This is a genomic window from Pedobacter sp. WC2501, assembly GCF_052682415.1.
In genome coordinates this window covers 5,567,648-5,594,188 of sequence record NZ_JBQZFI010000001.1, presented here as the reverse complement: position 1 = coordinate 5,594,188, position 26,541 = coordinate 5,567,648, and the positions used below count along the sequence as shown (strand labels likewise).

At 39.3% G+C, this 26,541-nt stretch carries 17 protein-coding genes; 5 read left to right on the top strand and 12 right to left on the bottom strand.

The window, feature by feature from the left end; genetic code table 11:
* Positions 1 to 4: 4 nt before the first annotated feature.
* Together ACUN24_RS23360 and ACUN24_RS23355 are read left to right on the top strand one after the other, a co-directional pair.
* Entirely contained in the window at positions 5 to 2,776 is a 2,772-nt protein-coding gene (locus tag ACUN24_RS23360; protein WP_445564700.1) for a glycosyl hydrolase, read from the top strand.
* A gap of 51 nt (positions 2,777 to 2,827) precedes the next feature.
* A complete protein-coding gene (locus ACUN24_RS23355; RefSeq protein ID WP_445564699.1) occupies positions 2,828 to 4,093 on the top strand; it encodes a glycoside hydrolase family 28 protein in 1,266 nt (421 codons plus the stop codon).
* A 740-nt stretch (positions 4,094 to 4,833) separates the two neighbouring features.
* Here the strand turns inward: ACUN24_RS23355 and ACUN24_RS23350 are convergent.
* The gene (locus ACUN24_RS23350) at positions 4,834 to 6,501 is read right to left on the bottom strand and encodes a GH39 family glycosyl hydrolase (protein ID WP_445564698.1); all 1,668 of its coding nucleotides are present in this window, start codon (positions 6,499 to 6,501) and stop codon (positions 4,834 to 4,836) included.
* A 537-nt stretch (positions 6,502 to 7,038) separates the two neighbouring features.
* Here ACUN24_RS23350 and ACUN24_RS23345 point away from each other — a divergent pair.
* Both ACUN24_RS23345 and ACUN24_RS23340 read left to right on the top strand, forming a co-directional pair.
* Entirely contained in the window at positions 7,039 to 7,314 is a 276-nt protein-coding gene (locus tag ACUN24_RS23345; protein ID WP_445564697.1) for a type II toxin-antitoxin system Phd/YefM family antitoxin, read from the top strand.
* 3 nt (positions 7,315 to 7,317) lie between these two features.
* Entirely contained in the window at positions 7,318 to 7,593 is a 276-nt protein-coding gene (locus ACUN24_RS23340; RefSeq protein WP_445564696.1) for a Txe/YoeB family addiction module toxin, read from the top strand.
* A 66-nt stretch (positions 7,594 to 7,659) separates the two neighbouring features.
* Here ACUN24_RS23340 and ACUN24_RS23335 read toward each other — a convergent pair whose 3' ends face one another.
* The 5 genes from ACUN24_RS23335 to ACUN24_RS23315 all read right to left on the bottom strand — a co-directional run bounded on the left by ACUN24_RS23335 (position 7,660) and on the right by ACUN24_RS23315 (position 16,542).
* The gene (locus ACUN24_RS23335; protein WP_445564695.1) at positions 7,660 to 9,657 is read right to left on the bottom strand and encodes a RagB/SusD family nutrient uptake outer membrane protein; all 1,998 of its coding nucleotides are present in this window, start codon (positions 9,655 to 9,657) and stop codon (positions 7,660 to 7,662) included.
* 21 nt (positions 9,658 to 9,678) lie between these two features.
* Entirely contained in the window at positions 9,679 to 12,885 is a 3,207-nt protein-coding gene (locus ACUN24_RS23330; protein ID WP_445564694.1) for a SusC/RagA family TonB-linked outer membrane protein, read from the bottom strand.
* 470 nt (positions 12,886 to 13,355) lie between these two features.
* Positions 13,356 to 15,005 (bottom strand): protein-disulfide reductase DsbD family protein, encoded by a 1,650-nt coding sequence (locus tag ACUN24_RS23325; RefSeq protein ID WP_445564693.1) that lies wholly within the window; start codon positions 15,003 to 15,005, stop codon positions 13,356 to 13,358.
* A 16-nt stretch (positions 15,006 to 15,021) separates the two neighbouring features.
* Positions 15,022 to 15,471, bottom strand: a complete 450-nt coding sequence (locus ACUN24_RS23320) for a protein-disulfide reductase DsbD domain-containing protein (protein WP_121286959.1) — start codon at positions 15,469 to 15,471, stop codon at positions 15,022 to 15,024.
* A 24-nt stretch (positions 15,472 to 15,495) separates the two neighbouring features.
* A complete protein-coding gene (locus ACUN24_RS23315) occupies positions 15,496 to 16,542 on the bottom strand; it encodes a PLP-dependent cysteine synthase family protein (protein ID WP_445564692.1) in 1,047 nt (348 codons plus the stop codon).
* A gap of 196 nt (positions 16,543 to 16,738) precedes the next feature.
* Between ACUN24_RS23315 and ACUN24_RS23310 the strand changes: the two genes are divergently transcribed.
* Positions 16,739 to 17,206: an Lrp/AsnC family transcriptional regulator gene (locus tag ACUN24_RS23310; RefSeq protein ID WP_121286955.1), complete on the top strand. Its 468-nt coding sequence runs from the start codon at positions 16,739 to 16,741 to the stop codon at positions 17,204 to 17,206.
* 222 nt (positions 17,207 to 17,428) lie between these two features.
* Here ACUN24_RS23310 and ACUN24_RS23305 read toward each other — a convergent pair whose 3' ends face one another.
* The 6 genes from ACUN24_RS23305 to ACUN24_RS23280 form a co-directional block, all read right to left on the bottom strand.
* Complete coding sequence (locus ACUN24_RS23305) at positions 17,429 to 18,790, bottom strand: DUF3526 domain-containing protein (RefSeq protein ID WP_445564691.1); 1,362 nt, start codon at positions 18,788 to 18,790, stop codon at positions 17,429 to 17,431.
* 2 nt (positions 18,791 to 18,792) lie between these two features.
* The gene (locus tag ACUN24_RS23300; protein ID WP_445564690.1) at positions 18,793 to 20,244 is read right to left on the bottom strand and encodes an ABC transporter permease; all 1,452 of its coding nucleotides are present in this window, start codon (positions 20,242 to 20,244) and stop codon (positions 18,793 to 18,795) included.
* Positions 20,244 to 22,751 carry a TonB-dependent siderophore receptor gene (locus ACUN24_RS23295; protein ID WP_445564689.1) on the bottom strand — a complete coding sequence of 836 codons (2,508 nt, stop codon included), beginning with the start codon at positions 22,749 to 22,751 and terminating at the stop codon, positions 20,244 to 20,246. The genes ACUN24_RS23300 and ACUN24_RS23295 overlap by 1 nt, the downstream gene beginning before the upstream one ends.
* 13 nt (positions 22,752 to 22,764) lie before the next feature.
* Positions 22,765 to 23,412, bottom strand: coding sequence for an ABC transporter ATP-binding protein (locus tag ACUN24_RS23290; protein ID WP_445564688.1), 648 nt, complete (start codon positions 23,410 to 23,412; stop codon positions 22,765 to 22,767).
* A gap of 1,009 nt (positions 23,413 to 24,421) precedes the next feature.
* Positions 24,422 to 25,654, bottom strand: a complete 1,233-nt coding sequence (locus tag ACUN24_RS23285) for an IS4 family transposase (RefSeq protein ID WP_445565116.1) — start codon at positions 25,652 to 25,654, stop codon at positions 24,422 to 24,424.
* A gap of 423 nt (positions 25,655 to 26,077) precedes the next feature.
* Positions 26,078 to 26,473 (bottom strand): GNAT family N-acetyltransferase, encoded by a 396-nt coding sequence (locus ACUN24_RS23280; RefSeq protein ID WP_445564687.1) that lies wholly within the window; start codon positions 26,471 to 26,473, stop codon positions 26,078 to 26,080.
* Between the last annotated feature and the right edge of the window lie 68 nt (positions 26,474 to 26,541).

The following is a 26,541-nucleotide window of genomic DNA, read 5'->3' as shown; positions in this document are numbered from 1 at the left end:
AAATATGCAATTAAATACATTCTTTTCTGTTCTGCTGATCAATACATTGGTTTTTAGTTTGGCTAAAGCACAAAAGCCTGTGAAAAATATAGGTAGCTGGCCTGTTATCGAAAAGCAGATGAAGCCCTGGACCCGCTGGTGGTGGATGGGAAATGCTGTAGACGAAAAGAATTTAAACCTGGTTTTAAAGAAATACGCAGATGCTGGTCTCGGTGGAATAGAAATTACACCAATTTATGGTGCTAAGGGTTATGAAAAACAATACCTCCGGTTTTTATCGCCAAAGTGGATTGATATATTGCACTATACGGTAAATAAAGCCAATACTTTGGGTTTAGGGGTAGACATGAATACAGGTACAGGCTGGCCGTTTGGCGGGCCGCAGATTAAACCCGAAAATGCCGCCACCAAACTGATTACCCAGCAATATACACTCAACGCGGGAGAGAAGTTAACCGAAACCATTAAAGTTAAAGAAGCGAAACAGGATTTCGCGCAGTTACAGGCTTTAACCGCTTATGGGCCAAATGGTGAGGTGCTCAATCTGCTTTCCAAAGTTCAGGCAGATGGATCTTTAAATTGGTCGCCAACGAGCGGTATTTGGGATATCTATGCTGCTTTTGCAGGTAAAACAAGACAAATGGTTAAACGTGCAGCACCTGGGGGTGAAGGTTTTACTTTGGATCACCTCGATAAAAATGCAGTTGATGTTTACCTGAAAAGATTTTCAGATGCTTTTGAAGGAAAAGCACAAGGTATCCGGTCGTTTTTTAATGATAGTTATGAAGTGTATGGCGCTACCTGGACACCCACTTTCTTTCAGGAATTTAAGAAAAACAGGGGGTACGATCTTGCAGCTCAAATTAAAGAACTAACCGGTAAAGATTCTACAAATGCAGATATTGCCCGTTTAAAATCTGATTACCGGGAAACCATGGATGAGCTTCTGCTCCATAATTTTACGAAAAACTGGACCAATTGGGCACATCAGCTTAAATCGGTTACCAAAAACCAGTCGCATGGTTCGCCGGGCAATCTGCTCGATCTTTATGGGGCCGTTGACATTCCAGAAACCGAAACCTTTGGTTCTAGTTACTTCCCGATTCCAGGGCTTAGGCGTGATGCAGCGGATATCCGCAACGTAGATCCAGATCCGATGATGTTCAAATTTGCTTCTTCTGCCGCGCATACGGGCGGCAAAAAACTGGCGTCTTCCGAAACCTTTACCTGGCTAACAGAGCATTTTAAAACTTCATTCTCACAATGTAAACCAGAAGCAGAGCAATTGTTTTTGGCGGGGATAAACCATATTTTTTATCATGGAACTACCAATTCGCCAGCAAATGTGCCTTGGCCGGGATGGCTGTTTTACGCTTCGGTAGAAATAAATCCAAACAACAGTTTATGGCCACAGGCACAAGGATTGAATAATTATATTGCCCGTTGTCAATCTATTCTTCAATCAGGAAAGCCAGACAACGAACTATTAATCTATTGGCCAATTTATGATGTATGGAACAAGGCTAAGGGTTTAGATATGGCCTTAAAAGTACACGATGTTGATGAATGGTTACACCCAACAGCCTTTTATAAATTATCAAAAGATCTTTCTAAATCTGGCTATTCGTTCGATTTTGCATCCGATCGCTTGTTAAAGCAATCAACGGTTAACCAGGCATTAATCAGTACCGACGCAGATGCTTCGCCATATCAGGTATTAATTGTTCCGCAATGCGAAATGATGAGCCCGGAAACGTTAGAGCAGATGATAAAACTGGCCAGCAACGGAGCAAAAGTGATTTTTCAGGCACTGCCTAAAGATGTTCCGGGTTTACATAACCTGGAAGCCAGAAGAGCACAGCTAAAAGCTGATTTAGCAAAATTTATCTTTACGGATGGGGCAAATGGTATTAAACAGTTTAAAGTTGGAACAGGCGTAATTTTATTGGCTGCGGATGTGCAAAAAGCATTAAATTCGATAAATATTAACAGAGAAACATTAACCGATACCGGACTGCAGTTTATCAGGAGGAAAACAATAAATGGCAAATTCTATTATCTGGTTAACCACACCGCTAAAGACATTGATACCGAACTTTCTTTAAATGAAAGTGGACAGGTTTTAATCATGGATCCGCAAAGCTCGAATGTGGGTTTGGCGGCAATATGTGATAAAAAGGTTCGTGTACAGCTTAAATCGGGTGAGAGTTTGTTTTTAAAAGTTGAGCGTAATGGTACTATCAATACGCCCTGGTTTTATCTAAATAAAGCTACCAGTACTGTTAACCTCAACCAACCGTGGAATTTACATTTTACTGAAGGTGGGCCAGAACTTCCTGCAGATCAGCAGTTAGCTAAACTGGTGAGCTGGACTACTTTAAACGATCCTAAATTACAGGCCTTTTCTGGTACAGGTGTTTATACTTCAAGCTTTACGTTGAGTTCAAAATCGGCCAAAGAATATGTTCTAAACCTGAATCAGGTAGATGAAAGTGCACGTGTATGGATCAATGGACAAGAAGTTGGTGTTTTATGGAGTATTCCTTTTCAGGCCCGTGTGGGTAAATATTTAAAAGCAGGACATAATACCATAAAAATTGAAGTGGTTAATTTGATGGCGAACCGGATCCGTGATATGGATATTAAAAAAATCCAGTGGCGGAATTACCACGAGATCAATTTCGTAAATATTAACTATAAGGATTTTGATGCATCAAACTGGAGTGTAATGCCTTCAGGGTTAATCGGCCAGGTAAGCATTACAGCTTTCAACTAAACATATATTATTAATTCCGGCGTGCGGAATTTTAAAACTTATACAAATAATATGCAATTTATCATCAAAAGACTCCTAATACTCACTTTGTTTACCGTCATTGGTATAAATGCCATGGCACAAGATTATATCATCACAAAATTTGGTGTAGGTAATGATAGCACTAAACTGAATACCAAAGCCATTCAAAGTGTAATCGATAAGGCTTATCAAAAAGGAGGAGGAACGATTGTAATTCCTAAAGGTGTTTATCTTAGCGGAGCACTCTTTTTTAAGCCTAAAACGAAGCTGCTGTTACAGGAAGGTGCTGTGCTTAAGGGTTCTGATGATATAAAAGATTATCCATTCATACCATCGCGGATGGAAGGCAGGAGCCTTAAATATTTTGCCGCATTGGTTAATGCGACAAATGTAGATGGTTTTAGTATTTCAGGATCAGGCACCATTGATGGAAATGGCCTTAAATTCTGGAAAACATTTTGGGCACATCTCGATTCGCTTAAAAAATTAGGAAGAGAATCTACAAACCTGGAAGTGAGTCGTCCGCGGTTAATTTTTATCTGGGGATGCAACAATGTGAATATTAAGGGGGTAAAATTGCGCAATTCTGGATTTTGGACTACACATTTGTATCAGTCCAATAATGTATTAATTGAGGATTGCGATATCCGTTCGCCTTTTAGACCCGTAAAAGCACCAAGCACTGATGGGATAGACATTGATTTTTGTAAAAAAGTAACCATCAGAAATTGTTATATCTCGGTAAATGACGATGCCATTTGTATTAAAGGTGGTAAAGGACCCGATGCACAGAAACTGCCAGAAAACGGGATTGTTGAAGACGTTTTAATTGAAAACTGCACCATCGGCGAAGCACATGCTACTTTAACGATGGGAAGTGAGTGTATCCATGCACGTAATATTACCATGCGCAACTGTAAAGTGGAAAATAATTGTCCCATTTTAAAGATGAAAATGCGTGGAGATACTTTTCAGCTTTACGAAAATATTACGGTAGAAAACATTACCGGGAAATGCGGTGCAATTATCGACTTAAATCCCTGGAAACAGTTTTTCGATTTGGCAGGCAGCACAGCAAGACCATTTGGTACGATTAGGAACATCAAGATAGTCAACATTAAAGTTGAGGCAACAAAATTTGGCGAAATGGATGGGAACCCGGAAGATAAGGTATCTGGTTTTCTTTTTAAAGATTTGGAAGTAACTACGAAAACACCTTTTTTAAAAAACAGGCATCAGGATGTTAAAATTGAAAACGTAATGGTAAATGGAGCGCCATTGATGGTTAAGCCTTAATCAAATTAATATTGTTATCTCTTGTGCTCCTTTCCAAACAAGTGCAAGAGATAGGATTACGATTATATCGTTATATACAATCGTTTTATTCGGTGAGCCACCGACCAGGGATGAGGTTCTCGATCATTTACCAATGACCGATTGCAAAGAACGGTCGTTATTCTCGCGTATGCCTATCGTGTGGACACAATTAATTCTACATTCTTTTATCGCTCTATGCCGCGGGGCATGGTACTTTGGAGCGCCAAAGTACCCAAAGCGCTTTGTCAATCCAGCAATGAGCCTTTTGCACAATCTCATGCGCATCAAAAAAACAGCGACATTTCGTTTTGTGTTCAATATTTTTTAAAATTAAATTATCGGTTACGAACACAAAACCACTGCGTTTCAGGTTTGTTAGTGCTATTTTTACTGTTGTGCACCTGTTTTTTTGATTTCCCCGGCTCTTGGGATTGACAGCGTCCTTGGTTAAAATCCATGCTTTATTAAAGTTGGTTAGCAAAACGCCTATATCCTCGGTCTGTGTCCTCACAGAACGGAAAAAGGGATATTTAGGTGATCTGTGAGGACACAGACCACGGGAACTTTTATTGCTCGCGCTCGTTTCCAAACGAGTGCGTAAATAACATTACGATTATATCGTTATAAACAATCGTTTTGGTCGGTATGCCACCGACCAAGAGAAAAATACTTCTTTATTTCCGTGCTTTCCGTGTTTTCGTGGCAAAAAAAGCAAAAAGCTACCAATCCAATTTCAACAAAGCTACTCCTTGCCGAGCCAAGTCTATTTCATAAGCTCCGCTTGTAGTATCAAATTTCCTGAGTTTACCAATCATTTTAAGTTGCCCTGCTTTTTCTAATGCTGCAATCTGTTTTGCATCTGGGTTTTGTGGTGAACCCATTTTTTTCCATTCTGAGTAAGAATTGCTGTTTTCGGTATCAATGCGATATTCTGTAACCATTACCGTTTTTGCGGGCAATTTATTCAGCAGGATTGAAATAAGATCTTTCGAATCCGTTTTATCCTCATCATGGTAGTTCCACAACAGAACAGCAGCGGTTTTCTCCGCTTTAGTGGCTAAAACACCTATATCAGTTTGCGGTTTTCTGATGCTCGAATCCAAAATAGTATTTAAATTGTACATGCGGTTGCTTATGGCTTCAACACGGTTCCCTTTCATCTGGCCGAACATCCTGAATACATTTAAAACAGGTTTATCAACACCATTAGTCGCTAAATCTCGAAAGCCTGCAAACCAGGGCTGGTTTTCAAATTCGAACGACCAGGTAACAGCGCCCAACAGATTGATTTTATATTTATCCGTTAGTTCGTAAAGTCGGGCAAAAGAGGCTGCGGTATAGCTCGAATACATGGTGCCATTGCGATAAGCATTCTCCGGGTTAGTACTCATGCCGCAGGCTGCACAGCCTTCAGGATCGGATTCGCCGATAATTACAGGGATATTTTTAAGCTGAGGGTATTTACTGATGATCTTATAATTTCCATCAATATTGCGGAGCTGAGTCCTTACATTCATCACTACGGTTCCATTAACCACATTTGGCGAGCCTTTAGCATGAAAAAGAACAGCGTCTAAAGGAGAACCGATTTTCCCCGTTACGTAATTGGTATCGCTTAAGCAGTGTTTGATAAAGGCATCCAGGTACTTCGTTCCGCCGCCCGTTACATTGGCGCCACCAATTTTTGCCGTGGGTAAGGCTCGTTTTAGTCCATCTGCAGCGTAATCGTAAAGTTTAAAGAATTCGGCTTGTGTACCTTTCCAATAAGCGCCATCGGGCTCATTCCACACTTCCCAGTACCAGCTTTCTACCTCAGCCTTGCCATATCGTACGACACAATGTTTTACCCACTCGTAAACCAAATTGCTCCATTTTTTATAATCTTTAGGGGGATATGCCCAGCCGGTTAAAATCTCTTCGTAACGAACACCTGGCTTCCATTTATGCTGATAAGGAAAAGGTTTGGTTGATAGCGCTTCGGGCATAAAGCCAATTTGCGCCAAAGGTTTCATGCCTCTTTTTACGTAGGTATCGAAAATCTGATCAACAATTTCCCAGTTGTAAACCGGATTACCTTTGGAATCTTCTGTATAGGCATTGGTTGATCCCCATTTTAAAGCAGGAGTACCATCGCCAGAGGTTAGCAAGTTATGCGCACGTACATATACCGGAACCGGACTTAATTTAGAAAGTTCGGTCAATAACTTCTGGCCATCTTTCATATAGGTATAATTTGGTTCGTCATAACCAAACCATGCCCAAATGGATTTCATAGGCGCTATATTTTTGTCGAAATTAACCTCAATGTTAGCTTTTGATTGAGCATTTGCCGTATACATAAAAACGGATAAGCAAAAGAAGAGGTAAACGCTTTTTAATGTTTTCATATCTTATTTTTAATGTCAATCTGAGGGGCTAATTTGTCTCCTCGAAGTGTAGTCATTTCGACCGCAGTGGAGAAATCTTTAAATTTCATTTCAATAACTTGGTTAAAAGATCTCTCCATTCCGTTGCACTTCAGTCGAGATTACGACCTTTCTATTAGCATCTGTCAACGGAACGGGTCTGTAAACTTCCAAAGTCTGCCTAAGGCTGCTCATAAACTTCTGCTTCAATAACCTTTCAATTTGGTTTCAGCACGGTTAACATCATCATCAGGTTTTTTACCATTTACCTCTAGGCCAATATATGAGTTTTCTTTTTCTTTTCCTGAGCCCACTAACAGTATGATAACTGTTTTTCATTGATTGCTTTGCAATTAGCTGTAAATAACCTGAATCTGATTGGAGTTGCCTTGGGAAACCAGTGGTGACAAAGTAGTTTAATTAATCTATTATTTATATGATGAAGATAAAAGAATAGGGATTACATTATTTGGTTTTTTGTACATTATGATGTACATTTGATTGTACAAATTTGTAAATATGAAAGCAGTAACCATTTCTTCTCTCAGAACAAATATGAAAGGCTATTTTGATGAGATAAGCGCTACGGAGGATGTTTTAATTGTTCCAAGAAATAATAATGAAGATGATGCTATTGTGGTTATTTCTATTAAAGAATATAATGCGCTTACCGAAACTGCACATTTAATGTCGACAGAAGCAAACCGCAAAAGATTAGAGAAATCTATGGAGAGCTTAAAAAACGGCAGAATGAAGAAATTTTCTTTAGAAGATGAAAAGTCAGTTGAGCTTTAAGTAATGAATATATTATTTACTGAAGAAGCCTGGGAGGATTTTGAATATTGGAGGGATAATGATGACGAAGCGGAAAGAAAAGTTAGGGCACTCCTGAAAGATATAACAAGAACTCCATTTCATGGTTTAGGAAAACCAGAAGCTTTAAAACATAATTTAAAGGGTTTTTGGTCGCGGCGGATTACCGGGGAGCATCGTCTGGTTTATCAAATATCAGGTACTAAAGGAAAGGATCAACAATGTGCCGTTATTCAGTGCCGGTTTCACTACAATAAATAATAATATCAAAACAAAAAAGAGCAATAAACCCGAAAGTAAATTGCTCTTTTCAAAGGCTTAATTTACTTACCAGCCAGGGTTTTGCATGGCCTGTTTTTGTTCAGGTGTTAAAGGTTCTCCACCAATTTTAAGTACATCTAAGAAACTTTGAGGAATAGGACGCAGGTAATGTTTACTTGCAATTGGTTTAGCTTCCAGGTTAAATGCAGCGGTACGTGCTACTAATGTTTTGGTGCGGGCCAGGTCTTCCCATCTCATCAGTTCGCCCATTAATTCCCTGGAGCGTTCATCCAAAATAAAGGCTGTGAATTTATCTGCATTCGAACTTGCGCCAACTTTATCGTAAAAATCTTTGCCTGAGTTAAAAATATCGGCCTCACTATTTAAATGCATCGAAGATAATGTATTGGTTGTTGTTACCGGGATATTGTTTGATTCGAAATACGTGTTTTTGTCCGAATAGGAAACAATTGCAGAAGTTACTGCAGGATTGGTTTTATAAGAAATTCCGCCATCAACATAAGAAGAACGGTCTTCTCCATCTTTATAGGCCGCGCGATCGCGAACACTATTTAAATAAGGGATAGCTTGTGCATACTGTCCCAATCGTCCGTAAGCTTCAGCGGCAATTAAATAGGTTTCGGCAAGGCGGGCAAGAATTCCATCACGCTGTCCGAACTGTGAGGCAACGAGGTTTCTGGAGCCATCCATAAATTTGGATAAAGCCACATATTGGCTCACACCGTAATTGCCATGGGCATTTAAGTAGCTTTGTGGTTGACCAGCAAAATACCTCACAAACATAGATGGTTTGCGGCGGGCAAGGTCTGTTGATAAAGCCGGATCGGCGTTAGGAACTATTGGGGTATACCTGGTATCGCCGGCATCGTTTATAATGTACAAAACAGCCTCTTCACCAACAGCAAATTTTGGTTGCCCTTCTTGTGCCGGAGTAGGGGCACTGCCTTTAACCCATTTGGGGATACTGGCTGCATTATTAGAAACGTAACGTGTTTTAAAACTTTTCCAAAATCTGGAGTCGTTCACGCGGTCAAAAACATCTAAAGCATAATCTGTCGATCTCATCCGCTGAAATTCGCGTCCGCCTGCTATATCGCGTATCATTCCTGGAAGAGTTTGATAAACTGATGGATAATACAGGTGTACCTGGTTACCATACCTTCCCTGGGTTGCAGTATTGTTCGAAAACTGGGCAGCCAGTATAATTTCCCGATTGGTTTCGTTGGCGCCATCTACAGTTGTAAAGTTCCAAAGATCGCTGTAGTTGGTCGCTAAGCTATGCTGGCCGCTGCCAATTACTAAATCTGCATATTTAATCGCATTTTGCAGATCGGCTGTTTTGGTATCGCCATTCCATTCGTTATTCATTTCGCTCGCACGGAACAGATAGGCCTTAGCCAGAAAGTGAGCAGCGGCCCATTTGGTAATTCTTCCTCTTTCTGCCGCTGCTGTTGGAAGCAGGTTATAGGCTTGCGTAAAATCCTGAATTACCTGTTCGTACACTTCTTTGGCAGAATTCCTTGTAAACTCATCTTTAATTGTTTCTAAAGATTCGAGCTGCAAAGGTACCCCTCCATATTGTTTAACCAGTTTAAAATAATCAAAGGCACGCATAAAATAGCCTTCTCCCAGGCGGGTATTTTTGTTGGCACCAGTGTAATAAACCGGTACATTTTTAATCACAATATTGGCCGAATTAATATTGGTGTACATGTTATCAAAAACGGCCTGTACATCCGCATTTAACGAATTTAAGGTTCCGTCATAAGAGTTCCACATTTGCTCGGTTCTATCGCCACCTACCGTAAACTCATCTACCCCGTAATTGGTGCTGGTGTAAGCCCAGGTGTAATTAAAATGGAATTTTAAACTTTGGTACATACCAATAACCAAGCCATCTAATCCTTCTGTTTTTTGAAAATCGGATGTATTGCGTGAGTTGATCACTTCTTCATCCAGGAAACTTTTTTTACAGGAAGTGGGAAGCACCATTAAGCTTCCTAACAAAGCCACTCCTGATATAATATTTACAATCTTTTTCATAATCAATATTTTTTCACTCTGTTAGAAACTTGCGTTAATGCCAAATACAACACCTCTGTTAAAGGTAGATCCACCTAAATCCGGATCTATCCATTTTACCTTAGAATAGATTAAACCAGGGTTAATCATCTGGGCATAAACCCTTAACCTGGATAGTGTTAGTTTTTTAGTGATGTTGTCGGCAAAATTATAACCCAACGATATATTTCTAACCTTGATAAAAGAACCATCCTGGTAGTTCATAGCACTTTTAAACTGATCTCCTGCTGCACTACCGTAATTAGGTGCAGGATAATCGTTGGTAGGGTTTGTTGGTGTCCAGTAATCTAATACACGTTGGGCAAAACGGCCTTGTAAGGATTCGGCGCCCGTTGCGATAAGGAAATTATATCTTGCAATGATAAAAACAGATAAATCGAAACCTTTGTAGTTAAAAGTGTTTGTAATACCTCCGCTCCAGCTTGGTGTATAACGACCCAGTACCTGACGGTCATTATTGGCATCAATTTTATGGTCGCCATTTAAATCCCTGATCCTAATACTTCCAGGTAAAAATGTTTGTCCGTTTGCCTTGAACTTATCTATTTCGATCTTATCTTCCGGTGTATCTTGCCAAATGCCATCTTTAACATAATCGTAAGCTACACTGATCCCGTTTCCGATAAAGAAAAGATCGGCAACCATATCGCCACCGTTCAGTTTCACAATCTCATCTCTGCTGGTCGAAAAATTCAGGGTAGATTCCCAGCTAAAATCTTTTGACCTCACGTTAACTGTATTCAAAGTTAAATCGAGCCCTTTGTTTTTGGTCGAACCAATGTTATCATAAGAGGTAGGATAACCATTGATGATATTGATTTTTTTAAGTAAGATCAGATCGGTGGTTTTAGACTTATAAAGATCTAATGAACCGTTTATTCTTCCTTTTAGCAGGTCGAAATCGAGGCCTAAATTATACTGTTGGGTTTTTTCCCAGCTTAACAATTTGTTAGGAAATGAAATTGGGTTGGCCAGAGAAGCGTCTGATGCTACATAACCTATTTGGGCAGCACTGCCAAAGGTATAGGTAAGGGGTTGCAAAAGACCCAATGTGCTACCAATATCTACTGATGAGTTACCTGTGCTACCCACACCAAGCCTCAATTTTAATTGACTTACCCATTTGATGTTTTTCATGAAATCTTCCTGATCCATACGCCATGCCAGGGCTGCTGATGGGAAAAAATCCCACTTGTTGCCTTCGGCCAATTGTGATGCCCCATCTGAACGTATCGATGCGGTTAACAGGTATTTACTATCAAAACTGTAGTTTACCCTTGCCATATACGACTCGAGGGTAGATTTTCTAAAATCGGTGTCAAATCCATCCAGAGCGGTAATACTTCCCGCTCTTAACCCATACCAAAGCGGAGCAATTAAATTTATTTTACTGCCCGTTAGTGATGAAGATTCATCTTGAAAAAGCGAAGAACTCTGCAACAAGGTTACCCCAAAACTGTGCTTGTTAATGGTTTTGTCGTAATACAATAAATGATCGAGGGTATAGGCAAACTTATTGCTTTGGTTTAACTGCGCATAATTATTAACCGAACCTGGTATACCAGCATCGCGGTTTACCGATTTTGCATCCTGGTACTTCCCATTATAGAAATTAGAAAAATCAGGACCGAAATTGATGCGGTATTTTAATCCTTTTAAAATATTGACTTCAGCAAAAGCTGAACCTAATGTTCTGAAAGTTTTGCGAAGATTAATGTTGTAATCGGCCTCCAGAATTGGATTCTGGATATTGATATCGCCACCTGGCAGGTTAATTCTATTGCCACTTGGATCATAAGGAATAGCCATAGGAAGCATGCCACGCGCTGCGGCATAAATATTACCAGCGCCCGAAGCACTGGCCGCAACGAAACCATAGTTTTGCAGGCTATAGGTTGTGGTGATATTAAGTCCCATTTTAAACCATTTAACGGGATTAATCTCTACACTTAATTTACCGCTATATCTTTCAAAATCCTGCCCAAGTTGGGTACCGGTTTGATTCAGGTAGCCGAATGATCCATACGCTTTCATTTTTTCGGTACCACCACTTACACTTAACACATGATCCTGGGTAATTCCGGTTCTGGTCACTAAATCGCCCCAATCGGTAGTAGGTACCAGGCTGCCATCGTAAACACCATTTGCCCAGCCCTTTTCTATATTTTCGAGTACATAAGGGTCTCCCGAAAAAATTTCTCTGTCCTTAGCCAAAGTAGCTACAGTTGGATATTTCCGGGTATCGGTTGCTGGCAATGCCCTAAATGCATCACGGCGAAACTCGATATATTGTGCCGAATTCATCATTTCCATCCTGTCGTTTAGGGTTTCGATGGTTGCCGTACCCACATAATCCATGGTTAATCTTCCGGTTTTACCTTTTTTGGTGGTTACGAGTACCACTCCATTGGCACCTCTTGAGCCATAAATGGCTGTTGCAGAGGCATCCTTTAAAACATCAATATTTTCAATGTCGTTCGGATTAATGGCATCGATCCCGCCAGCTTGTAATGGAATACCATCTACCACGAATAAGGGTGAATTACTTGCTTTTAGTGACCTAAGGCCACGAATTTTAATATCTCCTACCTGACCAGGGCGCTCATTCGAGGTGATATCTACACCTGCCGCTTTGCCCTGCATGGCTTGTAAGGCATTGGTTACCGGTCTTGATCTGATTTCTTTAGCACCCACGCTTACCACCGCGCCGGTTAAATCACTTTTCTTTACGGTGTTATAGCCAATAACTACAACCTCATCTAAATCATTTGTGGAACTTTTTAACTGGATGCTGATCGATGTTTTTCCATCTACAGGTACTTCTTGTGTGGTATATCCAATGTACGATACCACCAAAACCGGATTGCTCACCGTTGATGGAATTGTAATGGTGAAAGCACCATTGGCATCGGTAGAGGCTACAATAGTCGTACCTTTTACTTTTATACTCACGCCAACCAAGGTTTCACCTTTTTCGTCGACAATTTTTCCTTTAAGCGTAACATCCCTTTTGCTCATAGGATTGTTTGTTGTAAAGGATGAAGGCATTGGTTTAAAATTGTTTGCAACTGCATTTGCAGTATTTGCGACACATAACATGCAAAGTGCAGACATGCTTGTGATCAGGATTTTCTTGTAAGAAGAACCTCTTCGTCGCTTCAGGTTTTCTGGATAAAAATTAAGATCCATAATTTAATTGGTTTTGTAAATATTTGGTTATAGCATGCGGGATGTATTGTGCTATCTGTTATGAGGGTGTATGATTATGAAATTAATCCATTGTTTTCTGGATGCACTACCTGTTGCACGATGAAAAATGAATTAGTTTTTGATGTTTTGGCTGCGTTTAGCTTTTCTTTTTTGCCTCAGGATTAAAAATAGCAATAATGGGATAATTGAATGCAAACGATTGCATAATGTTAGCGTAGTTTTTCTTGCTCATATAGATGGATTTATACTTGGTTTTACGAGATTAGAACTTTTATTCGGCTAATCCGTCCTGTTCCATCCTGTAAACTATACGTATTTGCAAAAGATTAAAGCTGAGGTATGTAAATGAGTAGATTTACCTCTTGGAAAAAAAGGCAAAAAAAAAGGACAGACCATCCGGTACTGTCCTTCCATCATTAACTAAAATAAACGCTTTTAAGTCCTATCTGTTAGTGGAAAGCGTTTAAACCACTTTTTAAGAATTTTTGGTAATTGGCTATTTCATAATCAGCACCTTGTGGTGGTGCCAATAGTGTTTCTGTTTTTGGATCAAGCAGTACATAAAAAGGCTGCGAATTTGACTGGAATTTCCTTGCTTGCAGGTCGCTCCATTTTTTACCAATGGTGCTGAGTTTTTTTCCTTCAGGCGTAACCGTTACATCAGCCGGAGCAAGTGCTGTTTTATCATCTACATATAACTGGATCAAAACATAATCATTACTGATCATTTTATATACGTCTTTATCTGGCCAGACATTGGCTTCCATTTTTCTGCAGTTTACGCAGGCATGGCCGGTAAAATCAATTAGTACAGGTTTATTCAGTTTTTTAGCTGCAGCTAAACCTTCATCATAATCGAAATAGGCATTCAGCTTTAATGGCGCATGAAATTTATCTGCGTATTTATGTGGAGCATCATTTGTTGCGGTCGGTTTTCCTGCTAATAAATTGGCTGTATATAAATCGAAATCCTGTGTTTCCTGTGGTGGAAGAAAGGCTGAAATACTCTTTAATGGCGCCCCCCACATGCCCGGGATCAGGTAAATAGTAAAGGCCAATACTACAGTGGCCAGAAAAAGCCTGGGTACTGAGATAAATGCTAAAGGACTATCATGCGAAAACTTTAGTTTCCCCAGAAGATAAATACCCATCATCCCGAAAATAACAATCCAAAGGCTTAAAAATATTTCGCGGTCAAACCATTCCCAATGGTAGGCCAGATCTACATTGCTTAAGAATTTTAGCGCAAAAGCAAGCTCAAGAAAACCGAGCACAACCTTAACACTGTTTAGCCAACCACCAGATTTTGGTAGTTTGTTCATTGCAGAGGGAAACAAAGCAAATAAGGCAAAAGGAATGGCCAGCGCCAAAGAAAAACCAAACATGCCAATTGCTGGCCCTAACAAAGCCCCCGTTGTGGCTGCCTGTACCAATAAAGTGCCTATAATGGGGCCGGTGCAAGAAAAGGATACTAAAGCCAGCGTTCCGGCCATAAAAAATAATCCTGCAATGCCGCCTTTATCCGAATTGGCATCCATTTTATTTACCCATGAAGAGGGTAGGGTAATTTCAAAAGCCCCCAAAAACGAAGCTGCAAAAACAACAAGCAATAAGAAGAAAAAGAAATTGAATATCCCATTGGTAGATAGACTGTTTAAGGCATCGGCACCAAAAATTATGGTAACCAAAAGTCCAAGTACTACATAAATAAGGATAATAAAAAAACCATACAATGCTGCCCGCCGGAAGGCTTTCCCTTTTTCTGATCCTTTAGTGAAAAAACTTACTGTAAGGGGCAACATAGGGAAGATGCAGGGCATCAACAAGGCTGCTAAACCGCCAACAAAGCCTGCAATAAAAATCCCCCACAAAGTTTTGTGCTCTTCTTTTGATGGCGCAACAGTTTGCTTAACAGTGGCGGGTGCTGCGGCTGCTATTTTGGCAACAGTATCGCTTGCTTTAATCGTGCTATCAGGCGCTTCTGGCTTTATCTCTGTAAAAGTGAGGTCGTCGGTGCCGGAGCTATCCTGTGCATATCCATTTAAGGATATGGCACAAGCAAAAAGCAAACCGAGACATATTTTTTTTAAGGATATCATATTCTTGGTAATGCTATTATTTTACAGGAATACTAAATTCGACCTGCTCTGGCGGTAAACATTGCTTATCATCGCATACCATAAACTCTACATTGCCTTTAATGGTTGCGGTTTTACCTTTTAGCTTCACTTTTTGTTGAAAAACTACCGACTTTTCGAAGTAGCTTACATCCATTTTAAAAGTAGATTCGAACTTGGTTATCGCTTTTGGTTCGATTGTTTTTCCAACCAGGGTATAAGCGCCGGAAGCAGGAAAAGTAAAGGTTGTTTTAACAGGACCTCCATCTTTAACAAATTGTGAATAGAGGTGCCATCCCTGATCTACCGAAGCTTTGATGAAAACAGTAGCTGTATTTGGGCCGGTTTTTTTTGCGGCGTAACTCCAGGTTACGGGTTTTAAAATTTGGCTATATGCACTAAGGCTAATCAGGCATACAGTACAGAACAAAAAGATGATTTTTTTCATGTTGTGGTTTATTGGTTATGTTGATTAATGTAATCTGCTAAAGGCCTGGTAATCCAGAAAATCTACTTCAGGGGTAATGTATCCTGTTTTAACGAGTTCCAACTTCATCAGATCGGTACTTAAATATTTCTTGTTGCTATCAGAAAAGATGGTCACTACACAGCTGTCAGTTCCCATTTTTTGCTGTTGTTTGATAGCACCTATTACATTGGCTCCTGATGATATGCCTACCGCTAAACCAAGTTTCTCAGCAAGTTTCTGTGCCATTAGTATGGCATCGCCATCATTTACCTGTATCACTTCATCCAGTTCGCTCAGTTTAACAATTTCGGGAATGAACTCATCAGAAATGCCCTGGATCCTGTGGCTGCCTACTTTATAACCCGTAGTTAAAGTAGGTGATTCTGCAGGTTCAAGTGGATGTACTTTAATATCGGCATTTTGCTTTCTTAAAAAATTACCTACGCCCATGATGGTTCCTCCAGTACCTACTCCGGCAACAAAAGCATCTGGTGATAGATTTTTCAATTTTAATTGGCCCCAGATTTCTTTTCCTGTGGTATGTTCGTGTGCTTCTGGATTGGCAATATTTTCGAACTGTTTTGGTAAAAAGATATCCGGATTGTTTTCGGCCATCTCTTCTGCAAGTTTAATGCTACCGATAAATCCGCCTTCTTCTTTGCTCACCAGAATAATTTCAGCACCTAAACTTTTAATAATATCCATGCGCTCTTTGCTCAGCCAGTTGGGCATTATGATGGTTACCGGATGACCTAAGGCTTTGCCTATTGCAGCAAATGCAATCCCGGTGTTACCACTCGTAGCCTCAACTATACGGTCTCCGGCTTTGATTTTGCCTTCAGCATAAGCTTTTTTCAAGGTATAAAGCGCCATCCTATCCTTAATACTGCCTGTTAAGTTATAATGCTCACATTTAACATAAATTTTACCTATACTTCCCTGGTAAGTATAAGTAAGCTCCAGCATTGGTGTGTTACCAACCAGAAGCGATAAATGTTCAAATTTTCCTATATTGGAAGCTGTCATTTCATTTGCTGTTAATGTTCTCATGGCTATTTTTTAAATCGTTTATAGAAAGCTTTTCCAATAATTTAATTTCGGTAAAATTCATTATTATTCTTATTTGTGTCAATACAAGTTGTTTTTTACAGAAATTTTCTGTTTTTTTTGACTAATATTGATTTTTATTTCAGTTTAAGCTGAATTTTTTAATGTCCATTATATTTTTTTTCATTCATAGGCGTACATGATACACGGAGATTTAGATCAGGTTGATATAGAAATATTAAAATTGCTGCAGCATGATGCCGCCCTGACCCATAAAGAGATATCGTTAAAGCTGCATAAATCTATAGCAACCATACACGAACGTATAAGGAGATTAAAGGAACAAGGTTACATTAAAAGAATTGTGGCAATTCTCGATCGGAAAAAAATAAACAGAAACCTGATTGCTTTCTCTCATGTATTACTGAAAGAGCATACTGCTAAAACCCTGATCGAATTCGAAACCGAAGTTTCTAAATTTGGGGAAGTAATGGAATGCCTTCAGATGACTGGGGCTCACGATTTTATTCTCCGTATTGCAACTAAAGATATGGATGCCTATCACGAATTTTTACGGAATAAACTGGCTACTTTACCTAATATCACAACCGTTCAGAGCTACTTTGTACTTTCAGAGCCAAAAAGTGAAACCGCTTATCCGCTGTAGAGGAGGTTCATTGGTCATTAGTTAGTTGTCCATTTGTTATTGGTTGGAGGAAATCTGATACCTTAGAGTCAATTGATTAGCTAGTAGAATTTGAGGTTGCGGATGTCCGCGATAAAACGTCATTGCGAGGAGGAACGACGAAGCAATCTTTCATGCTAGCAGTCCTTACTATAAAGATTGCTTCGTCGGCTGAAAAAGACTCCTCGCAATTGACGAATTCTGTTAATTATTAAACCTTTTTAAATTGAAGGCCGTGGCGCCAATAATCATGATGGTTAACAGTGAAACCGAAAGCATGTTAATCCAGATATACGGAATCTCTTGCGGATTATATTTTTCCAGTTTATAATTTTTAATGTCTGTATTATCAACTGATTGATTAAGAAAAATTGCCGGATAAAAATGTAAGCGGATTTGCTCGTGGTATTTTCTAACCGCCTGTTGAAAGCCGAGATGTGTATTGAGATCAGATCCTGCCATTTTATTTACCCCAAGCTGAGTTTGTATGGTAGGGAACAATAAGGCAATCATATTGGTGAAATACTGCCTGCTGGCGAGTTTCTTTTCGATAGCAAACCTGCTTGTTGCTGCCTGGTCATCGCTCATTTGCTGCATGGCATAATACCAATACCAGCTAAAGGTTTTCTTTTCAGGAAAAGGATATTTCTTCAATTGAGGGTAATGTTCAAAAAAAGGTTTCATGGTTACGTCTTTAGCCATATCCCACTTTTCGTGGTAACCTTCGCGTTGGTTGATCACATTTTGCAAAGCTTCAGGTACCGGGTATTTCCACGTTAGAAAAAGATTGAAAGATGCAGGAATTACGATGCAGAGCAGTACCCAGACTGCTATCAGTGCCGATGCATTAAAATTAGAAGATTTACCTAAAGAGATGAAGAAAAATGAAATAGCAAACCAAAAAGTCAGATAAAGTAAAATAAGTATGGTAACCGACAAGAAGGTGAAATCTTGCGGGAGTTCTAAATATAGCATCGCTATAAATAACAGCAACAGCGCAACAGTAAAAACCACCACTAGCCTGACTAAAAATTTTTGCCAGATTACCTCAAATGATTGGTTGGTTTGTGCCTTTAAGAGCGACCAAATGCCACTTTCCTTTTGCTCTGAAAGAAGATTGTAGGTAAAGGCAATAATAACCAGTGGGAATAAAAAGATATAAACGAAACTAAGATCCATATTGCCCAAAAGCAGGCTAACAGGGTTATTAATATCTGTATCATAAAGTTGGCCTTCTAAACCCAGCATAGTTACCGAGATTAAATAAGGATTGATATCGCGCTGCCCATTGGCAAAAGCTGCCCAGTTGTTCGGTGCGTTGGCCAGCGTAAACTTATTATGGAAAAATACCAGGCCAATATCTTTGCCAAAATGATTAATATTATTGACGGTGTTTTTCTTTTGCAGTAATGCTGCCTTTTCAATTACAGCCTTTTGCCTGGAAATGAAGGTTTTGCCGAAATACAGGCCGGCAAAGCCTGTTATCAGGAGTACAACGATCCCAATCCATGAGGAACTGTTTCTAAAAAACAATTTAAATTCAAGGTTATATCTACTTTTTTTCATGTTTATTGCGATATCGTTTTGATCCATTTGGTTGAATATTGAAGCAACATAACCGCAACCAATAACCAGAAGGTTAGGGCGCTTAGTGCTAATAACTCATTCCATAAAACAGCACCTAGTTTTTTGAAATGGTAATTGAAATCGGGTTGTTCAGCCCAGTTTGCCTTGCTGATGGCTAAAGGTTTTTCTTCTTCTCCAGGTGCAATATTGCTGATCTTTTCAATTTGCAGCTTATTCATCTTTTGAGCAAGTTGATAACGATAGGTTTCTGCCTGATGCTGAAAATCGACGAAAGTATTAAAATCGGATGCGGTTAAGGCCATCGAAATATGTTTCAGCAATAAATAAGGGTTTAAGAAACCCGAAATGGTAGTAATGCTGTTCTGTTTTTCGAAAATATGGTTCAGCTCATTTTGGTGCTGACTATAAATTTTTGAGGTAATTTTTTCGCCTTCGGCCATAATATAACCGCCATAGTTAAAAGGGAGTTTTTTTACATCATCCACCGCGTAAGCTTTAAGCAGTGAATCTTTAATGGCCGCATAATGTGGGTCATTGGGATCGTGGCTATCGCCTTGCCGATGAACATCTGCCGCAATGGCGTCGGCAAATTCTATTTTAGAAGGTGAAGGATGGATCTTTACACCAACCGCCTGGGTAATGCGGGGCATAATGACCATGAAAAATATCCAACAGGCCAATAAGGTAATTAAGGCTGATTTAGAACTGCGCGCAAAGGCCGAAACCAAAACGGTAATAGCCGAAATAATGAAAAAATAAATGGCATAAGATAAAACCAGAAGTAACAGGCGTAAGGCTGAATCCATACTAATTTGCCAGTGACTTAAAGATGCCCATAACAAGATGGTGAGCAATATAAGTGGGATAAATATGGAAAGACAAATGCCAATAATACCTATGGTTTTGCCCCAAAGGAGTTGTTTCCAGCTTACATCCTGGCACAACAGGATTTTTAATGTTCCTGATTCGCGTTCTGCCGATATGCTGTTATAACCCAAAAAGAAAATGAGCAAGGGTACCAACAGTTGTAATACCATGGCTACACTAATTTCGCCAAAGCTTAACATGCCGTTCGTAAAACCTGCTTCACTAAAATTGACGGTGTTCTGTTTATGTGCCTCTAAAAAAATCGATACCCCGGCGAAACTTTCAATGCCAAAATCGAAGAAACTGAGTTCGTGTTTTTCCCGAAAGGCGAGGTAACCATAGTGCGCCATCCTATGAGGATGTTTATCTGGTTTGGCTAACCATTGTGTTCTTACCAGCTCCTTATAATGGAGCCTTTGATTATTTTGCGTTTTAAAATTTTGCCAGCCAACATAAGTGGCCAAACAGAGCGATAAACCTAATAAAAGGGTTAAGGCTAAGGTGGCGCTATTGTTAAAGGTGGCTTTAAAAGTTTGTTTCGCAATAGTGCTTATTCTAGCTGACATTATATTCTATAAGTTACGTTAAACATTACATTTCTTGGTGTGCCAGGGAAAAGGCGTAGGTAGTTTTGTGCCCCAACCCAATAGGTTTTATTTAAAATGTTGTTCATGTTTATGGCCAACTGTACTTTAGAACCTGCAGGCGAATAATAAACTGCGGCATCAACAAGGGTATAGGCCGGAAGTGTAAAATCTCTGATGTACAACGGAAGTTTAGTGCCACTATATTGTAAGCCTGCGCCAAAACCAATACCTTTCAGCTGTTGCGTTTCGAAATTATAACGCGTCCATAAGCTGGCACTGTGTTTTGGTGTGTTCTGCACGCGCTGACCGATTAAAGCCGGGTTTAAATCATCCTTAATAATGGCATCTACATAACTATAACCTGCATTAAACTGCCAGTTGGGTCTGATGAAACCTGAAGCTTCAAATTCGAAACCACGGCTGCGTTGTGCGCCACGTTCAATTAAGCGGTTTACATCTAAAGGATCGTTTGCATTCATCAATAGATTTTTCTGGTTAATTTCGAAAACCGAAACATTTACCATCAGGTTTTTATTCAGCCATTCAGATTTCGCACCAATTTCCTTCAAATCACTTTCTAATGGTTTAAAATTGGAACCTGCAGGCGGTGGAACAATTACCAGAGTTGAAGTATTGCCCTGCGGTTGGTAACCTTGTAAGTAAGTTCCATAAAGGTTAATGTTTGTGGTTACCGCATAGGTTATCCCAACTCTTGGCAAGAGTTTATGTTGATAAATTTTCTTCTGGGTTGCCAGTTCATAATTGCTGTAATCTTCGTACCATTCCTGTCTCAGGCCCAGGGTTAAGGCAAGCTTGTCATATTTAATCTGATCCTGCAAATAAACGGCATTAACTAAATTGTAGGCCGGCGGGATTTCAGTTTTGGTAAAAATATAATCGCTTAAATTTTTAATCGTATAACTTGGGTTGGCGAGATTAAAATGCTCTACGTTTGGCACAGGTGCATTTACGCCGTTCACCACTTTAAATAAATAGAGATCTTTTTTTGTGGGATCGTACCTTGCTGCAATGGTTCCGTCTTTTAACCGGTAACCCTGTGCAGAATTTTCACCACCGCCACGCAGTTTCTGGGTATTAATCCGATCGTAGCCGATTACCAGTTTATGGTTTAAGCTAAACGTATTGGCATTTATACTGAAATAGGTACTTAGATTATCGGTACGCCACTTTTGCTGGCGCTGAACTGCCCGCATGGCCGCAAGGGTAGGGGTCGGTTGATTGTTTTCATCAACGCCAAAAGCATTGGTGGTTCGATGTTCCAAAAGATCTTCGTTCCAGTTTTGCTTCATATAAGCCACATTGAAAACAATATCCTGGTTAAAGCGATGAGAAAAATTGGTCATTAGCATTAAATCCTGACTGTTAAAACGGTCGTTGCTGGCGCCCATGTTGAAACTGATCGGTGTACTTTTTAAATCGGTTTGCCCGGCGATGGCGCCAAAAATAGCTTGTCCACGGTCTAATCTCGAATTGCTGTTGTTCATTACAACCTCTACATTTAAACTGGTACGGTCATTTGGGATGTATGAAAATGAAGGAGCAATGATATAACCCTTTCTATATTGCAGGTCTCTGAAACTTTTGCTGTCTTCATAGCCAAGGTTAAGTCGGTAAAGCAGTGTTTTATCCGAATTTAACGGACCAGTAAAATCTAATGCGCCGCGTACTGTACTAAAACTTCCGGCCGAGATGCTGATTTCCTTGCGGTCTTCAGTCAGTGGTTTTTTAGTAACCAGATTAATACTTCCCCCTGGGTCTACGCTCGAAAACGTGGCACTTGCAGGGCCTTTTATTACTTCGATCCGCTCGAGGTTATTGGTTAACGGTTGGTTAAAATAATATTGATGGGTACGCATGCCATTAATAATAGCACCTTCTTCATTCTGGTTAATTCCTCTGATAGAGAATTGATTGTAAAAACTGCTTTGCGATACACCGGTTACATTTTTAACAGCATCAGCCAGTACAGCTGCCTGCCTGTCGGCAATCAGTTCTTTTGAAACCGAAGAAATAGCCTGAGGAATGTCTTTATTCAACGTGGCCGTTTTTGTAGCTGAGAAGGAATAATTGCCGTAATATTTTTTGCCGTTGGTACCTACTACTTCAACAGTTTGTAGTTCTTCATTTGAAGTTTGCAATACAATAGCATCAAGATTTAAATCGCCTGTATGATTGATAGGGTAAATCTGATTAAAGCTGCTATAACCAATGGCGCTAACGGAGACAGCATAATTGGCAGTTTTAGGTAAGATAAGCAAGAAATTTCCTAACGAATCGCTAATTGCATTTAACTGATCTTTGCCATTTTTAAATTTAATCGTGGCTTTATGGACGCCTTGATCCAGGGCATTAATCACCTTTCCGCTTACTTTAATTTGGGCATTGGCTTGCAGGTTAAATAAATTGAGCAAAAAAAGCAAACAAATTGTAACGACACCAGGAAGTGCCTTATATTTTGGGTACATGAAATGGATTTTTTTAGATGGTTTGTAAGTATAATTCCTGAAGGTCGGTTGCGTTAATCTCGCTGGCTTTAAGGGTATGGATCAATTCGCCCTGTTTCATGATGCCGATATGTGAACCTACATTTACCGCGTTAAAAATGTCGTGCGTAGCCATTAAGATGGATTTACCTTCGGCAGCCAATTGTTTAACCAATTGTGTAAACTCTGCTGTTGCTTTTGGATCTAAGCCACTGGTTGGCTCGTCCATTAAAATGATTTTTGCATTTTTAGCCAGGGCAATGGCAATACCTACCTTTTGGCGCATCCCCTTGCTAAAACCAGATAGCTGTTTGTGGTGAGCTGATTCTTGTAGACCACATTGGTTTAAAAAACCGATCAAACTTTTGGTGCCATAATTAAAACCTGCCAGTTTCGAAAAGTAATCAAGATTTTCAATGGCCGACAAGTTACCATAAAGCATCACCACTTCAGGGATATAAGCCAGGTGTTTGCGGCGCTCGCTATCATGTGCGTCCAACTCCCTGCCGTCAATTAAAATTTTACCCGAACTTGGTTCAATAAAACCGAGAAATAAATTAATGGTCGTTGTTTTTCCAGCACCATTTTTGCCTAAGAGGCAAAATACCTCGCCAGGGTTAACTGTTAAATTAAGTTGATTCAAGGCTTGATAAGCCCCGTAATTTTTAGATAATGAAATCGCTTGAAGCATAAAAAATATAAGAGTATAGCGCATGCCGGCACAGCTGCACATTAAACAAAATGAATTTGTCTGATAAATAAAAAAAACTGGTTTTAGTGATTAGGCCAATAAACCTGGCGGCCCTTTATTTGCGTAAGAGAGGATATAAGCAACTGGACGCTTTATCAAATAAGCGCAAGGTTTAACACCTGGTTTATTTAGTGGTAAAAGCAATGCAAAGGGTGCTGGCAGATAGAAAAAGTGCGATTGGTGTTTCAGCACCTCACAGAGTTTGCATTTTAACTTTGCCGAACCAAGTTGTGTATTGTATTTTGAATGAGAATTATGATGTGTTATTTCTTTCGCTCCGTGGTGGTGCAGACTTTCTAACAACATTGCATTAAGAAATACCGCTAATACCAATATCCCCCATATGCGGGTAAAAATTTCGCGTCGATATTTATACGTTGAATGCTTCAATGCAACAAAGTTACATTTAAAAAATTAAAATCAAACCTTTTGTTGGGCTTGGTTTTAAATCTGATGATTATTTGTGGTGTCTGATGTTTCCATCTGACACGGAAAAAATGTTTGATATTAAGGCTAAAGTAGTTATGAAATGTTAGGCTTAATCATTTATTTTAGGAAAGCAATACCTGCGGTGCTTCGGTTACGATAGCCCCACCCTTTGCTTATCTGTGGTGTCTGATGTTTCCATCTGACACGGAAAAAATGTTTGATATTAAGGGCTAAAGTAGTTATAAAATGTTAGGCTTAATCATTTTTTAGGAAAGCAATACCAGTGGTACTTCGGTTACGATAGCCCCGCCCTTTGCTTAATCCCGGTAGATTAACCGGTAAATAAAATAATTCTTAAACCGGGATAACGCTGTCGGTCGGGTTTATTTAACACAGGCATCTCCGTTTCATCGAATCCCTTTATTCTGATCACTTAAGTGGTCTGTGAGGACACCAATGCTATTAACTTAAGCTATTTATATGTTTGGTGAGCTCTGTTTTTCCTCTTTTTAAATGTTACCCTAATAAAGCTTCTGTCTGGTTTTATGGGTATTTTAGAAGATGCTATTAGTTTAATAAGAGATTGAATGATATGCTCTGGGTTTAGCGTATTTAGTATTTGGATAATTACTTTTCTAACAAACCTGAAAGCATTTTGCCAATTGTATTTATATTTTAGTTTTCTTTTTTTGTTCTTGTCGATCTCCTGCTGTGCCTGGATGCCTAATAAAGCTACCAGATTCATCATAAATATATGTGCTTCAAACTCCTGGAATATTCCATCAGGTTTTCGACAACCAAACTGCTCTAGTTTCATCTTTGGTTTTAGTTTTTTAAAGCCTTCTTCTACAGGCCATCTTAGGCCATAAAGCACTTTCATATTCTCTGTGCAGATATCATTCATATCAAATAAGGAAGAAACAAGTATTTCTATCTCTCCAGTTTTCAATTGGATTTTTGTAACCCTAACAACGATTTTTTCAGTATTTAACCCATGTTTTAAACAGGATTTTCTTTCATTTGGGCTTGGATCCCACTCTGTTATAAAATCGTTTTCAGTCTGTTGGGTTATCCGTTTTGCAAAACAGGACTGAGCGGTGCTTATGCGAATGCAGAAATTCTGTTTTACTGCGTAAAGGCTTTTGCAGATATGAAAATATCCAAACCCCCGGTCTAAAATAACTATGGATTTACGGCCTGGGAGTTCTTCAATGCATGCATCAAAAAGTGTTTTTTCTGTTTTCTCCATCTTTGATATCCTTTTAGAAAGAATTGCCCCACTAAAAACATCATAAAACATAAAAATCTGTGCTAAACAACTTTTTACACTACCACCTTTTTCTGAATAGATTCCAAAAAAGTCTTTTATCTGCCTGGAAGGTGGTAACCCAACAGTAGAGCCATCACCGGCAATCAATTGATATCCCCTCCAAAGTTGTGAAGGGTTCTGTTTGTGGTAATCTGCCAGTATTTTGTTCAGATCCTTAAAAAAGGAGATGGATATTTTATATCGAGCCTTAGAAAAAGCTGCACCTGTTACCGCTTTTGAGGATAAACTAGGCAAAATTGTAGAAAGATTATACTCTACAGATTCTTTAAAAAGATTTAATACGATAGATACAACAACAGGGAAGCTTAAACTCCGCTTACGGGTAAAAAAGATTGGTTCTTTAAGGTATTGGGAAAAACTGTTTTTATCCTGAATGAAATCAAATGTTTTTTTTAGGAGCCACTTTATGTTGCTCCAATTTTTGATTCGAAGAAATTATACTCATTTACTTTACTTGTTTAATAGTTAAATATCAACATAATAATTTGATTTTCAAATATTTAAAACACTAAGTTAATAACATTGGTGAGGACACAGACCACGGTGGGGGTAGGGTTAAAATGAAAATGGTTCGTGCAGACACGAACCTTGGCAATGGCATATTTAACCACAGATAAAAAGGATGCACACAGATATAAAAATCCGTGTTTATCTGTGTACATCTGTGGTTAAAAAAACTTATTTATGGTGTCTGATGTTGCCATCTGACACGAAAATAGTTAAAGGATGATAAAAATTAAGGCCTTTAATATATCCATCTAATGCAAGGTTTTAGATAATTTTCTCATTCCTATAAAACTATTGTTTACGTTCTATGCTGAATGCACGGTCTTCTTTATTGAAACCCACTTTAGGATAATAATCAAAAGCAGTAGGAACTGATAAGAGGATTAGCATGCATTGAGGTCCAATTTTTTCGCGTGTTATCGAAATCATTTCCTTGCCTATTCCCGAATTTTTTAAATCTGTAAATACTGCAAGGTCTGACAGATAAGCACACCAGGCCCAATCGGTAAGGGTTCTACAAATACCCACAAGTTTTTCTTCTTGCCATGCAGTAACCAATACATCGGCATTTTTTAGCATCAATGCTATTCTTTCAGGTTCAGTAGGGCGTTTAAGGCCCGCCTTGCTGAATAAAGTAATCACCTCTTCTGCCTTAGGGATAATGTCTAACTTATAGGTAATATTCATATCCTCTAAATTACAAAATATACTTGTAGAGGATAATAAAAACGACATCAGAAACACAGATGCGATAT